This window comes from Paenibacillus sp. S28 (assembly GCF_016624415.1).
In the GTDB taxonomy this organism is placed as follows: Bacteria; Bacillota; Bacilli; order Paenibacillales; family Paenibacillaceae; genus Paenibacillus_AQ; species Paenibacillus_AQ favisporus.
In genome coordinates, this window is the sequence record NZ_JACVTM010000006.1 from 73,591 (window position 1) to 87,509 (window position 13,919).

The window sequence follows — 13,919 nt, forward strand, 5'->3', positions numbered from 1 at the left end:
GGTGGATTTATGGCAAAAGCAAACAGCCAGGCACTGAGCGGGCGCCAAAAAGCGGCCATCCTGCTCATTACGCTGGGACCGGAAGTGTCCGCACAAATTTTTAAGCACTTGCGTGACGACGAGATTGAGCAGCTGACGCTGGAAATCGCCAATGTGCGCAAAGTGGACAGTGTGGAAAAGGACCTGATCATGTCCGAGTTTCATCAAATCTGTCTGGCTCAGGAATATATTTCGCAGGGCGGCATCAACTACGCCAAGGAAATTCTTGAAAAGGCGCTCGGCTCGCAAAAAGCGTTGGAGGTCATCAACCGTCTGACGGCGACGCTGCAGGTGCGCCCGTTCGATTTTGCCCGCAAAGCGGATCCGAACCAGATTTTGAACTTTATACAGAACGAAAATGCCCAGACGATTGCCCTGGTGCTCTCCTACCTGCAATTTGAGCAGGCGGCCGCAATTCTGTCCTCCCTGCCGCAGGAAAAGCAGGCGGATGTGGCAAGAAGAATCGCGGTTATGGACAGTACGTCACCTGAAGTTATCGCCCAGGTAGAGCGCGTGCTGGAGCAGAAACTGTCGGCGACCGTGACGCAGGATTACACGAATGCCGGAGGCATCGAATCGATCGTACAGATTTTGAATGGGGTGGACCGAGGAACCGAACGAACGATCCTCGATTCGCTCGAAATTCAGGATCCGGAGCTGGCCGAAGAAATCAAGAAGAGAATGTTCGTGTTCGAGGATATCGTCAACGTCGACAACCGTTCCATTCAGCGGATCATCCGCGACATCGAGAACGCCGACCTTCAGCTTGCCCTCAAGGTGGCGAGCGAAGAGGTGCGGGACGTCATTTTCCGCAACATGTCCAAGCGGATGGCCGAAACCTTCAAGGAAGAGATGGAATATATGGGGCCAGTGCGGCTGCGTGACGTCGAAGAAGCTCAGACCCGCATCGTAGGCACCATCCGCAGACTGGAAGAAGCCGGGGAGATTATCATCGCCCGCGGCGGAGGAGATGACATCATTGTCTAATTTGATTAAGTCTTCGCAGTACGTACCGGTGGAAGCCCTCAAGCGGCTGGATCTGGCAAGGCACTATGCGCTTCCGGAGCAGGATGAGGTAAACAACGAGGTAAAGATTGAAGAGATCCGGGCCGAGGCGGATGAAGAGAGTAAACGGCTCAGCCAGGAAATGCTGCAGGATGCCAAGGAGTTCGCGGAGCGTCACATCCGTGAGGCGTCTGAAGAGGCGCAGCGGATACTGGCCGAAAACGAGGAGAAGATCAATGCCTGGTGGCAGGAACGCAGGGAGCAGGACGAGCATCTGATCGAGGCCGTGAAGTCGGAAGGCTACGCGGAAGGATACCGGGAAGGCGCTGAGAAAGCGGAAGCGGATCTTGCGGCCAAGCTTCAGGAAATGATGGCCGAAGCCCAGTCGGTTTTGCGGCATGCTTATATGATCAAGGAGCAGATCATTCAGGAAGCCGAGCCCTTTCTCGTAGATCTGAGCTGTGCCATCGCCGAGAAGGTGATCGACAAGCAGCTGACCGTGGACCGGGATTATGCGATCGATCTCATTCGGAAGAACTTGTCCCGCAAACGGGAGCAGGGTGTGATTACGCTTTGCGTGGCGCCGGAGCATTTCGCTTTTGTCCAGGCGGCCCGGGAAGAGCTCAGCGTGGCGATCGATTCGCAAGCGGAGCTGCAAATCCTGCCGGATGCTACGGTCCATGATCACGGCTGCGTCATCCGCTCCTCATTCGGCAGCGTCGACGCACGCGTGGAAACACAGCTGACCGAAATCAAAAAAGAGCTGATACGCATCGCTCTGGACGAAGGGGAACGGAGAGACCAAGATGAAGGTGCTTGACAGCGGACGGTATATGGAGCATTTGCGGAACATCGATCCGGTCCGGATCAACGGAAAAGTCACCCAGGTCATCGGACTGATGGTCGAGTCGGAAGGCCCGGACGCCAGCGTCGGAGACGTCTGCTACATTTATCCGAGCAAAGGAGCCAAGCCGCTGCAGGCGGAGGTTGTCGGTTTCCGCGACAACAAGGTTCTGCTCATGCCGCTCGGTGAGCTGCAGTCGATCGGACCGGGGTGCGATGTGGTCGGCACGGGCAAGCCGCTAAGCGTTCAGGTTGGCTCCGAGCTGCTTGGCAAGGTGCTGGACGGTTTGGGGCAGCCGCTCGACGGCTCACTGATTCCGACCCGAATGCCGCACAGCTCGACGTATAACACGCCGCCGAACCCGCTGAACCGGCCCCGGGTGCTGGAGCCGATCAGCATTGGCGTACGGGCGATCGACGGTCTGCTGACCATCGGCAAAGGGCAGCGGGTCGGGATCTTCGCCGGATCCGGCGTCGGGAAAAGTACGCTGATGGGCATGATCGCGCGCAACACCGCAGCGGATGTCAACGTGATTGCGCTCATCGGCGAGCGGGGGCGGGAAGTGCTCGATTTTATCGAGCGCGACCTGGGTCCCGAGGGGCTGCAGCGCTCGGTGGTCATCGTGGCCACCTCCGACCAGCCTGCGCTGATCCGGATCAAGGGAGCGCTGATCGCGACGACCATCGCCGAGTATTTCCGGGACCGGGGCATGAACGTCATGCTGATGATGGATTCCGTGACGCGGTATGCGATGGCGCAGCGGGAAGTGGGGCTGGCGATCGGCGAACCGCCGGCGATGCGCGGCTATACGCCGTCGGTGTTCGCGAGCCTGCCGAAGCTGCTCGAACGGGCGGGGACAGGGCCGCAAGGTTCCATTACCGCCTTTTACACCGTGCTCGTCGACGGCGACGACATGAATGAGCCGATCGCGGATGCGGTGCGGGGAATCCTGGACGGGCACATCGTGCTGAACAGGGGCATCGCGAACAAGGGCCATTTTCCCGCGATCGACGTGCTTGCCAGCATCAGCCGGGTGATGAAGGATATTGCGCCGCGCGAGCAGACGGACGCTGCGGATAATTTGAAGCGGCTGATGGCTGTCTATAAAGAGTCCGAGGATCTGATCAACATCGGCGCTTACCAAAAAGGCTCGAACGAGCAAATCGATGAAGCCATCGATTCCATCCAGGCCATCTGGGATTTTACCAAGCAGCGCGTAGACGAAAAAGTGACGCTGGAGCAGGTTCAAGAACGTTTGATTTCCGAATTTTCAAGGAGATGACCTTAAGGGATGAGATTTCAGTACGCGTTCCAAAAAATTGTCGACCTCAAAAGCAACGAACGTACCCAGGCGGAATGGATGCTGTCCAGCGCCATCGGCAAGCTTCAGGCGGAAGAAAAGTCGTTGGGAGAGCTGCTGGATATCCGGGAGAGCATGGTCAAGCAGCTTCAGGAAGCCGCCGGCCAATGCGTTCCTGTCTCCATGATTCAGGAAATTCAGGCGTATGTCGAATATTTGGACCAATGCATACGGATGAAGCATGTGGATGTGAACAGAGCCAATATGAAGGTTCAGATGCAGCAGAAGCATTTGTCCACAAAGATGCTGGATGAAAACGTCTGGTTAAAAGCGCGGGACAAAGCAAAGACGGCATTTCAGCAGCAGGCGCTCCTGCATGAGCAGAACGAGCTTGACGAGATGGCGACCGTACGGTTTGCCATGGGCGCTAGGGCGAGATGACTGAACGTGATATAGAGCTGCTGGCTTGGGGGTGGAACAACTGTGGCAAGAACAGGTTTTGAAGAATTAGAGAAAGAATCAACAGGGGGATTTGAACGGTTTTTGTTTTTGGTTATACCAATCATCTTTACGGTGGTGCTTCTGGGCGTGCTTCTGATGCTGCTGAACACCAACGTGCGGAACGAAGTGCTCGGCGTTGCCAACAAAATTCCGGTTGTGAAAAACTGGGTCCCTGACCCGGTCAAGGATCCGGAAGCGGCCAAGCTGGACAAAACGAAAGCACAGGTGGAGAGCGCGACCGCTACGATCAAGGAGCTGAAAAGCCAGCTGGAAGCCAAGGAAGCGGACCTTCAGAAGGCTAAGGAAGACCGGCAGCAGCAGGACAGTAAAATCAAATCGCTGCAGACGCAGATTGATCAGCTTCAGGAGAGCAGCGCGCAGGCTGCGGATGCACAGGCGGGAAATACCGCCGACGATTACGAGAAGCAGGTCAAAAATTTGGCGAAAATGTACGCCGGCATGAGCCCGAGCAAAGCGGCACCGATTCTGCAGAATATGACCACGGAAGAGGTCGTTCAGCTGCTTAGCGCCATGGATGCCGATAGCCGAATGAACATCCTCGCCAAGATGGATCCGAAGATGGCGGCGGATATCACGCTGAAAATGAAGGATTCCGTATCGTCCAGCGATTTGGCGATCGCGGCGCTTCAGTCCAGAGTAAACAAGGACAGCGCCGTGCAGACGACACCGTCGTCAACCGGGCTCGACAAGGCTCAAATCAGCCAGACGTTCGGGTCGATGAACGCGGACAGCGCGGCTAATCTGCTGCTGGCCATGTACAAGATCAGTCCGGACAAAGTACTGACAATTCTGGGCGCCGTGGCAGATTCGACACGCTCGAGCATTTTGGATTCGATGAGCAAAACAGACCAGAAGACGAGCGCTGTCATTCTCAACAAATTGCTAAGCAGCAAGTAGCGATTCTTTTCAACCAGAGCTTCTTTTCAACAGAGTACTTGAATGTAGTACTGCACGCGAAAGGAGGTGAAAACAAAGATGAGCCTGATATTTCAAAACATTTCCGCAGGTGCGCCAGCCGGAGCGAAGACAGCAGGAACAAGCGGCGGTGCGGCAAACGCCTCGGCGGGAACGGCACTGGTACCGGCATTTGGAGTATCGTTGACTCAGCTGATGACAAGTACAGCAGGCGGTTCGCAGGAAGCTTCGGCCATGAACGGCGTGGCGTCACTTTTGGAAGGGCTGCTGAAAAATGCTCAAGCGACCGCGGTTCAAGGGAACGGGGACAGTGATGAGCAGAACACCGCAGCCCTGCTGCAAAGCCTTCTTCTGGATGCCGATCAGCTGGATGAAGCGATTGCCGAAGACCCTGAAGTGCTGAGCGCCCTGCAAAGCTGGATTCAACAGGTAACCACCTTGCTGCTGAACGTTCAAGGAAACGGCGAAGCACAGTCTGAAGACATCCCGGCTAATGAGGGAGATCAAGCCTTGACGGCACTGGCCAGCCACCCGGCGACGGCACGGTTTGCCGCGCAGGATGCGTTGGCCCAGCTGATCACGGTGCTGCAGCAGCCAAATACGGGGGCGGACACCACGGCGCAGGCGGCAGAACTGCTGGAAACGTTCCATAACCTGGTTCAGAACGCCACAGCTCCTGGGAAAAACAAACCTGCGGCTCTGGTCAAGGACTTGGAATCGGCAGCACCACAGGATACGGCACCAATGTTCCAGCCCAAAGCGGAAGGACAAGCCAGCCGCATCTCCGCGTTGCTGGAAGCGATCCGGCAGCAGCCGGCAGGCGATACTGCATCCGCTGCAAGCGGCAAGGCCGTGCTGAGTACGATCTTGACGAGACAGCTGCCGAATGCCGATGCGCAAACAGCAGCTTCCGCTGCAAGCCCTTCTTCCGGAGAAGAGATGGAAGCGGCGGCGAAGCCGGAGGATCCGCTTGCCAGCCAGACTACGGTAACGGCAGGGCATCTCGTGATGAAAGAAGGCATTCAGTCGCCTCATAAAGCAGCGGCGCCAGCGGTGCCCGTTACGCAGTTTGCCAAAGAAATGAGCACATTTGTCGTAAACAAACTGGAAATCGTGAAGCAAGAAGGCATCTCGGAAGCGAAAATATCGCTGTACCCGGAACATTTGGGCCAGGTCGACATTAAGCTGACGATGCAAAACGGACAGCTCGTTGCCCAATTTACGACCGAGCACGCCGGAGCCAAGGATTTGCTGGAACAGCAGATGAGTCAGCTTCGCAGTACGCTGCAATCGCAGGGTGTGCAGGTTGAGAAACTTGTGGTAACGCAAAACCCTTCGCTGCAGTCCCAAATGTATCACGACGGCCGTCAATCCCAATCGGGTCAGCAGCAGCCGAACCGCCGGCAAAAGGACAAGGACACTTCCTCCGAAGATGCCTTGACCGTGGCTGAGCTGGGAGACGAGCTGAATGAATGGCTTGCCCGGCAGCAGGCGGATCAAGGAAATACGTTTACAGCCAAAGCGTAAAAACGGAGGTGAACAACCATGCCAGATATCGTATCGACAAGCAACATTTGGCCTAACTACTCGGCTTCCAATGTGCAGAAGGCCAGCACGAAGACGCAGACGCTCGGCAAGGACCAGTTTCTGAGCATTCTGGTGACCCAGCTTAAAAACCAGGACCCGATGCAGCCGATGGAGGACAAGGAATTTATTGCCCAGATGGCCCAATTCACCTCGGTCGAGCAGCTGATGAACATATCCAGCCAGCTGAACGCCATGAGTCAGTCCCTTGGCAACGTATCGGGACTGATTGGCAAACAAATTAGCTGGGTCGATAGCGGAAGCAGCTCCGATCAGTCAGGCGAAAGTACGTCTGAGATCAAAACGGGCATCGTGGATTCGATTATCGTCAAGGACGGCGTTCAGTACGCTTCCGTCGGGTCGGTAGCGATTCCGATTACGAAGATCGTCGAAATCATGAACGCCAAGCAGGAAGAGGGCACTCCGCCGGCGGATACCGATACGCCATCAACTGACGGTGCGTCGAATGCGAGCGGCGCGGCAGAAGGTTCTGCGGGCAGCGGCTCTGAAACCGGAGAGACAGGAGCCGAGGCAACAAGCGCAGCGGCAGGAGAGGGCACGACAGGCGGGAACGGGGAATCGGCATGAACGAACGGATGACGATCGGACAGCTCTACCCCGGAAGGATATATCCAGCCGCGCCCGTCAAGACTTCGAAACCGGCAGCAACGCCGGACGCCTCGTCCCAGACGTCATTTGATGAACTGCTGCAGGGAAGCCTGCTCAAGTTCAGTAATCATGCGGCCAAGCGGCTGGAGCAAAGAGGAATCGAGATCAAAGGGGAACAGCTGGACAAGCTGAACCAAGCCGTTGAAAAGGCTGCCGCCAAAGGCAGCAAGGAATCGCTGATCCTGATGAAGGATATGGCGCTCATCGTCAACGTTCCTAACCGGACGGTCGTCACGGCGATGGACGGCAAATCCATGAAAGACAACGTGTTTACCCAAATCGACAGCGCGGTCGTGCTGTCGTAAGCTGGCTGGCCCGAACCGGAAAGCCAGGGAACTGCTGACCGACTGACGCAGTTCATTTCACAAACCTAGGAGGAAACAGACCAATGTTGAGATCGATGTATTCAGGCGTTTCAGGGATGCGCGGATTCCAAACCAAGCTCGACGTAATCGGCAACAATATCGCCAACGTCAACACGACCGGCTTCAAGGCAGGCCGGGTAATGTTTAAGGATGTCATGAGCCAGACCGTATCTGGCGTGACAGCGCCGGTTGACGGAGAATCGGGCGGAGCCAACGCCAAACAAATCGGGCTTGGCGTATCGATCGGATCGATTGATACGTTGCACACGGGGGGAAGTGCTCAGACGACAAACAATCCGACCGACTTGCGGATTGATGGTGACGGTTTTTTCCTTGTGAAACTGGATCCGGCCCAGGATCCTCCGTTCCTTACCAGAGCTGGCGATTTTCATGTGGATGCGCTGAAGAATCTGGTCACATCGGACGGGATGTTCGTCTGCGATTCAGGTGGGACTCCGATTAATTTGGGAGGAGCCGTTTCCTTTTCCATCTCCCAGGACGGCACCATTATTCAAAAATTGGACGATGGATCAACCGATACTGCCCTTAAGGTTGGCGTAGGAAAGGTAACAAATCCGGAAGGGCTGGAGAAAGTCGGTGGGAACCTGTATCGCTTGACGCCAAATGCTATTGAGGATGGAACTTTTCAACCCGGTGAAGCAAATGATGCAACCACAGGTACCGGTGCAATCGTTGCAGGTCAGCTGGAAATGTCCAACGTCGACCTGACCGGCGAATTTACCGAAATGATCGTCGCCCAGCGCGGCTTCCAGGCGAACTCGCGGATCATTACGACCTCCGACGAGGTGCTGCAGGAAGTCGTCAATCTGAAGCGTTAGTAGAGTGAAGTGACGGGGGAGGCCTGTCCTCCTCCGATTTCCATAGGAGGCCTGCTATGATTTTAGTTACCCGGTTAAACGGCTCACCATTATGGCTGAATGCCCTGCTTATCGAAACAGTGGAAGAAACGCCGGACACGTATATTACCCTGGTTACGGGCAAACGAATGATTGTTTTGGAAAAAGCGGCGGAAGTCATTTCCCTGGTGAAGCAATACAATCAGGAAATCGGCGTTCACAACGCAACTATTAAAGTGCAACAAACGGAGGAATCCCCATGAAAAAGATGCTGCCCTGGCTAATAACGATACTGCTGGCGATTACACTGATCGTGCTTGCCGCATTTTTGCTGATGGATAAATATTTCGGGAGCAGTTCAAACGAAACGAAATCGGCCGCCCAAACGATCGAGGCTCCAAAATTATCGGCAGACGAGCTTGTGGAAATCACTTCGGAGATTACGGATATCAAGACCAATCTCGCGGATCAGGATTATATCGTATTGATGAATTTTGCGTTCCAATTGAACGACAAAAAATCGAAGGAAGAATTCGATAAGATCAAAGAATTCGAAATCAAGCCCATCATTATTAAGACGCTCGCCGATACGAGGCCCGAGGAACTGAAGGGCTCCAAAGGAAAAGACCAATTAAGCGCAAAATTGATCAATCTGATCAATAAAACCCTGACACGAGGGAAACTGACGCAAATCTCCATCACGAACTTTGTTTTGACGCCGCTGTAACATAACGACCGGAAACCGTAAGGGGGTGAGATGATTGGTTGATGTATTATCGCAAAATGAGATTGACGCCCTGCTCGCCGCACTGTCGTCCGGTGAAATGGATGCGGAGGAACTTAAAAAAGAAGAGACCCAGAAAAAAATCCGTTCCTATGATTTCAAGCGGGCCGTCCGCTTTTCCAAGGATCATATCCGAAGTCTGACACGGATTCATGAAAATTTCGCGCGTTATCTGACGACCTATTTTTCCGCACAACTGCGGACATTTGTTCAAATTAACGTCGTTCAGGTCGAGCAGCTTCCTTATGACGAATTTATCCGCTCGATTCCGAAGATGACGATTCTCAATATTTTTGAGGCGGAACCTTTGAAAGGAAGAATGGTGCTGGAGGTACACCCCAACGTGGCCTATGCCATGCTGGACCGGCTGCTGGGCGGAGTCGGAAACGCTCCTTCCAAAATCAACTCGCTCACCGAAATCGAAACGACGATCATGGAGCGGATTTTCAGCCGGGCGTTTGAGAGCTTGGCGGAAGCGTGGAAAACGGTGCTGGATATCTCTCCACGGATGGAAGCGATGGAGACGAATCCGCAGTTTATGCAGATCGTCTCACCGAACGAAACCATCGCCCTGATTTCGCTCAGCACCAAAATCGGCGATACGACGGGCATGATCAACCTCTGTATTCCGCATGTAGTGCTGGAGCCGATCATGTCGAAGCTCTCGGCCCATCAGTGGTTTGTATCGGAGAAGAAGTCCAGCGTCCCGGAGGAAGCCGAGTCGCTCAAAAACCGGATCAGCCAAGCCAAGCTGAGCATGATCGCCGAGCTTGGGGAGTCTTATATCTCCGTATCCGAGTTTTTGGGATTGAATGTAGGGGACGTCATCAGCCTGGCCAAGCCGGTACATTCGGGACTGAAAATCAAGGTTGGTGACCGGTTGAAGTTTATAGGAAGCCCGGGTACCGTCAAAGACCGCGTGGCCGTGCAAATCGACGAAATTGTCAGCGAAGGAGCTGAGGAACTTGACGAGTAAAGATTATTTATCCCAGGAAGAGATCGACGCCCTGCTGAAACAGACCGAAGCGGCCGACTTCTCCCGAAATGCGGGTTCGACGGTAGACGATTATTTAACGCCTCTGGAGCAGGATGCACTGGGAGAGATCGGCAACATTACGTTTGGCAGTGCAGCCACCGCACTTTCGACGCTGCTTGGCAAGAAGGTGGACATTACGACGCCGAAGGTGTCTATCATTACCCGCAGCCAGTTTGAGGAAGAGTTCCCCAAGCCCCATGTGGCTGTTCATGTCACGTATGTGGACGGTTTTGAAGGGATCAACTCTTTGGTCATTAAAACGCGTGACGCGCAGGTCATCGCCGACCTGATGCTGGGCGGAGAAGGTGATCCGCAGGATGCGGAGCTGAACGAAATTCATATCAGCGCGGTTCAGGAAGCGATGAACCAAATGATGGGCTCTTCGGCCACTTCGATGTCGACGATATTTAACCGGTTCGTCAATATTTCGCCGCCAGGCATCGACATTCTGGATATGGCCAACGGCGACGGGGTCAACAGCCTGCCTTCCGAGCAGACGCTGATCAAGATCTCTTTCCGGCTCAAAATCGGAGAATTGATCGATTCCACGATCATGCAGCTGCTTCCGGTCCAGTTCGCCAAGGATATGGTCAGCATGCTGATCCATGGTTCGGACGAGGCGGAGCAGTCGATGCAGCAGGCGGCTCCAGCGGTTGAAGCGCCTGAGCGGCCGGCATCTCAGCCTGAGGCCTCTTACCCGCCTCCGGCAGCCAGTCAGCCGGCTCCGCAGCAGCAGGATTACGGAATGCCGTCCGGCGCGCCGGGCTACGGTGCTCCAGCTGCCGGAATGCCCGCTTCCATGCCGGGGCAAGCATACGATCCGAACATGCAGAATCCTTATGCGGCCATGCCGCAGCATTACGGGTCTATGCCTAACCGCAACGTCAATGTGCAGCCCGTGCAATTTGCGAATTTACAAGGTGGCTCGTACGGCCAGGTCGATCAAAATAATTTAAACTTATTGATGGACATTCCTCTTAAAGTCACCGTAGAATTAGGAAGGACCCAGAAGCAAATTAAGGATATCCTGGAAATGTCTCAAGGTTCAATCATCGAGCTGGACAAGCTGGCGGGCGAGCCGGTTGACATCCTGATCAACAACAAGCTGATCGCCAAAGGCGAGGTTGTCGTTATCGATGAAAACTTCGGGGTGCGTGTCACGGATATTCTCAGCCAGTGGGACCGAATACAAAAATTACAATAGCAAAATTTAGGGAGGATTTTTAATCAATGGCAAATCGAATTCTTATCGTGGATGACGCTGCATTTATGAGAATGATGATCCGTGATATTTTGACTAAAAACGGTTTTGAGGTAGTCGGAGAGGCCCAGGATGGATCCCAGGCGATCGAGAAGTTTAAAGAGCTTCGTCCGGACCTGATTACGATGGATATTACGATGCCGGAAATGGACGGGATCGCCGCGCTGAAAGAAATCAAAAAGATCGACCCGGCCGCGAAGGTCATTATGTGCTCCGCCATGGGGCAGCAGGCGATGGTCATCGACGCCATCCAAGCAGGCGCGAAGGATTTTATCGTCAAACCGTTCCAGACCGACCGCGTTATTGAAGCCATCAATAAGACGCTGGGAGTTTAGGACTTTAGATGAGTAATCCAGATACGCCGCTTCCTGGCTCCGGTAATTACGCCCTCAGCCTGGTTTATGTCATCATCGTCCTGGCGGTGATTATTGCACTCATTATTCTTCTGATCCGTTTTCTCGGCCGGAAAAATAAAACTTGGTTCAGCAGCCGTTCGATCCGGACGCTGGGGGCTGTCGGGCTGGGACCGAACAAATCGCTCCAGGTCATTGAAATCGGCAGCAGCGTATATTTGGTCGGCGTAGGCGAAGATATTCGCCTCGTCGATAAAATTACCGACCCTGACGAGGTCGCCGTCATCCTGGCATCGTTTGAACAGGATCCGGCATACTCGCAGAACGGGTTAACGCCTTTGGTGGCCAAGCTTGCTGCAAAGCTGCGCAAAACGGGACCGGTATCCGAGGAGATCAGTCTGGAGGAAACGCCGGAATTTCATGAAGTATTTGACGAGAAGCTGCGCCGGATGTCGAACCGTAAAGAGAAGATGGAAGAGCTCCTGCGGGAAGACAATACTACAGATCGGTTGAGGGAGCCATGAAAAAGAAGGTTTTGTTCGTTTGTATCATCGTTACATTGATCAGCCTGCTCTCGGTGACGGCCGCCTTTGCGGATCCGATACCGAATATCGATATCCAGGTAGGGGACTCCGGAGGGAAGCCAAGCACCAGCTCGCTCTCGATTCTGCTTCTCATCACGGTCATCAGCATCGCGCCGGCGCTGCTTGTGCTGATGACCAGTTTTACGCGGATCGTGATCGTGCTCGGTTTTGTCAGAACGTCGCTTGGAACTCAGCAGATGCCCCCTAACCAGGTCATCGTAGGGCTGGCTCTTTTTTTGACGCTGTTTGTCATGACGCCAACCTTTTCCTCCATCAATGATGTGGCCCTGCAGCCGTATTTAAAAGGGGAACTGACACAGACGCAGGCTTTGGACAAAGCGGCGGAACCGATGAAAAAGTTCATGTTCTCCAACACAAGGGAGAAGGACCTGCTGCTGTTTATGAAATATACCAAGATCGAAAAGCCGAATACCTACAAGGACATTCCGCTCACGGTCATGGTGCCGGCGTTCGCGATCAGCGAGCTCAAAACGGCCTTTCAGATGGGATTCATGATCTTTATTCCTTTTCTCATTATAGATATCGTCGTATCCAGTACCTTGATGGCGATGGGCATGATGATGCTTCCGCCGGTCATGATCTCGCTGCCGTTTAAAATTTTGCTGTTTGTGCTGGTGGACGGTTGGTATTTGGTCGTCAAGTCGCTGCTGATGAGCTTTAATACCTGAATGAGTATGAAGAAGGGGCGGGATGCTCAGCCATGAATTCGGAATTTATTATCGGTCTCGCCGGCCAGGCGGTATATACCGTGCTGAAGGTCAGTGCGCCCATGCTGCTGCTGGGACTCATCGTCGGTCTGGTGATCAGCATTTTCCAGGCGACAACCCAAATTCAGGAGCAGACGCTGGCATTTGTGCCAAAGATCGTGGCCGTACTGCTGGCGATTCTTTTCTTTGGGCCATGGATCCTGACGACGCTGGTGGACTTCACCTTTAACATTTTGGACAACTTGTACAAATATATCGGATAGGCGGACTTATTCAATGAACATGCTGCTGGAAAGTCTGCCGGTTTTTATGCTTATTTTTTGTCGAATTACAGCCTTTTTTGTTGTCGTTCCGGTGCTTTCTTCCAAAGGAGTCCCGAATATTTTCAAAATAGGCATCGCTTTTTTCGTATCTGCGCTTGTGTACCTAACTTATGGCGTGCATCAGAGCGTTCCGGCAGATGTGACTTACGTCCTCTTGATCATCAGGGAAGTGCTGATCGGGCTGCTGCTCGGATTCGTCGCCTATGTGCTGTTTATGGTGATCCAGACGGCCGGCTCCTTCATCGACATCCAGATCGGCTTCGGGATCGCGAACGTGCTGGATCCAATGACGGGCACCTCAGCGCCAATGCTGGGCAACTTCAAGTACATGTTTGCCCTGCTGCTGTTTTTGACGATGAACGGGCACCACTATTTGCTAGACGGCATCATCCGGAGCTATGACTGGGTTCCGCTTTCCAACGAGTTGTTTATGAGAATGGCGGATGGCAGCTTGTCGGAATTTTTGATCAAGACGTTCGGCCAGTCATTTGTCCTTGCCTTTCAAATGTCGGCTCCGCTCGTCACGGCGCTGTTCCTGACAGACATCGGGCTGGGGTTTCTGGCACGCACCGCACCGCAGTTTAACGTATTTGCCGTCGGGATGCCGCTGAAAATTATTGTCGGACTGATGATTCTGTTTTTGCTGGTACCGAGCTTTTCCTATATTTTCGGCGACTTGTTCGGGATCATGTTTGAGTCGATGCAGACGCTTCTGGGGATTATCGGTCACAAGCCTGCGTAATGTGAGGA

18 protein-coding genes are annotated in these 13,919 nt (G+C 53.9%); all 18 read left to right on the top strand.

The genetic code is table 11. The features are described from left to right. Nucleotides 1–9 precede the first annotated feature (9 nt). Nucleotides 10–1,026 carry a flagellar motor switch protein FliG gene (fliG, locus tag IAE55_RS16070; protein WP_076168160.1) on the top strand — a complete coding sequence of 339 codons (1,017 nt, stop codon included), beginning with the start codon at nt 10–12 and terminating at the stop codon, nt 1,024–1,026. Further along, nucleotides 1,019–1,864, top strand: a complete 846-nt coding sequence (locus IAE55_RS16075) for a FliH/SctL family protein (RefSeq protein ID WP_145156744.1) — start codon at nt 1,019–1,021, stop codon at nt 1,862–1,864. The genes fliG and IAE55_RS16075 overlap by 8 nt, the downstream gene beginning before the upstream one ends. Further along, nucleotides 1,851–3,170, top strand: a complete 1,320-nt coding sequence (gene fliI, locus IAE55_RS16080) for a flagellar protein export ATPase FliI (protein ID WP_076168156.1) — start codon at nt 1,851–1,853, stop codon at nt 3,168–3,170. The genes IAE55_RS16075 and fliI overlap by 14 nt, the downstream gene beginning before the upstream one ends. 9 nt (nt 3,171–3,179) lie before the next feature. Continuing rightward, nucleotides 3,180–3,629, top strand: coding sequence for a flagellar export protein FliJ (fliJ, locus tag IAE55_RS16085; RefSeq protein WP_105443629.1), 450 nt, complete (start codon nt 3,180–3,182; stop codon nt 3,627–3,629). A gap of 42 nt (nt 3,630–3,671) precedes the next feature. Next, nucleotides 3,672–4,607: a MotE family protein gene (locus tag IAE55_RS16090; protein ID WP_200633255.1), complete on the top strand. Its 936-nt coding sequence runs from the start codon at nt 3,672–3,674 to the stop codon at nt 4,605–4,607. A 78-nt stretch (nt 4,608–4,685) separates the two neighbouring features. Then, nucleotides 4,686–6,152: a flagellar hook-length control protein FliK gene (locus tag IAE55_RS16095; RefSeq protein WP_145156746.1), complete on the top strand. Its 1,467-nt coding sequence runs from the start codon at nt 4,686–4,688 to the stop codon at nt 6,150–6,152. Nucleotides 6,153–6,170: 18 nt separating this feature from the next. Then, entirely contained in the window at nt 6,171–6,797 is a 627-nt protein-coding gene (locus IAE55_RS16100; RefSeq protein ID WP_145156747.1) for a flagellar hook capping FlgD N-terminal domain-containing protein, read from the top strand. Beyond that, nucleotides 6,794–7,183 (top strand): TIGR02530 family flagellar biosynthesis protein, encoded by a 390-nt coding sequence (locus IAE55_RS16105; RefSeq protein ID WP_116231250.1) that lies wholly within the window; start codon nt 6,794–6,796, stop codon nt 7,181–7,183. The genes IAE55_RS16100 and IAE55_RS16105 overlap by 4 nt, the downstream gene beginning before the upstream one ends. 83 nt (nt 7,184–7,266) lie before the next feature. Then, entirely contained in the window at nt 7,267–8,082 is an 816-nt protein-coding gene (flgG, locus tag IAE55_RS16110) for a flagellar basal body rod protein FlgG (RefSeq protein ID WP_145156748.1), read from the top strand. Between the two features lie 56 nt (nt 8,083–8,138). After that, the gene (locus tag IAE55_RS16115) at nt 8,139–8,363 is read left to right on the top strand and encodes a flagellar FlbD family protein (RefSeq protein ID WP_076168142.1); all 225 of its coding nucleotides are present in this window, start codon (nt 8,139–8,141) and stop codon (nt 8,361–8,363) included. Then, entirely contained in the window at nt 8,360–8,827 is a 468-nt protein-coding gene (locus tag IAE55_RS16120) for a flagellar basal body-associated FliL family protein (protein WP_076168140.1), read from the top strand. The genes IAE55_RS16115 and IAE55_RS16120 overlap by 4 nt, the downstream gene beginning before the upstream one ends. A 34-nt stretch (nt 8,828–8,861) precedes the next feature. Continuing rightward, on the top strand, nt 8,862–9,860 hold the full coding sequence (fliM, locus tag IAE55_RS16125) for a flagellar motor switch protein FliM (protein WP_076168138.1): 999 nt from the start codon (nt 8,862–8,864) through the stop codon (nt 9,858–9,860). Further along, complete coding sequence (fliY, locus tag IAE55_RS16130) at nt 9,850–11,124, top strand: flagellar motor switch phosphatase FliY (protein WP_105443624.1); 1,275 nt, start codon at nt 9,850–9,852, stop codon at nt 11,122–11,124. Before fliM ends, fliY begins: the two co-directional genes overlap by 11 nt. A gap of 26 nt (nt 11,125–11,150) precedes the next feature. Next, nucleotides 11,151–11,516 carry a response regulator gene (locus IAE55_RS16135; protein WP_076168133.1) on the top strand — a complete coding sequence of 122 codons (366 nt, stop codon included), beginning with the start codon at nt 11,151–11,153 and terminating at the stop codon, nt 11,514–11,516. 8 nt (nt 11,517–11,524) lie between these two features. Beyond that, entirely contained in the window at nt 11,525–12,058 is a 534-nt protein-coding gene (locus IAE55_RS16140; RefSeq protein ID WP_105443623.1) for a flagellar biosynthetic protein FliO, read from the top strand. Then, on the top strand, nt 12,055–12,807 hold the full coding sequence (gene fliP / locus IAE55_RS16145) for a flagellar type III secretion system pore protein FliP (protein ID WP_089546549.1): 753 nt from the start codon (nt 12,055–12,057) through the stop codon (nt 12,805–12,807). The genes IAE55_RS16140 and fliP overlap by 4 nt, the downstream gene beginning before the upstream one ends. Before the next feature lie 32 nt (nt 12,808–12,839). Beyond that, entirely contained in the window at nt 12,840–13,109 is a 270-nt protein-coding gene (fliQ, locus tag IAE55_RS16150; RefSeq protein WP_076168126.1) for a flagellar biosynthesis protein FliQ, read from the top strand. 13 nt (nt 13,110–13,122) lie between these two features. Next, entirely contained in the window at nt 13,123–13,911 is a 789-nt protein-coding gene (gene fliR / locus IAE55_RS16155; RefSeq protein ID WP_089546550.1) for a flagellar biosynthetic protein FliR, read from the top strand. Nucleotides 13,912–13,919: the final 8 nt, after the last annotated feature.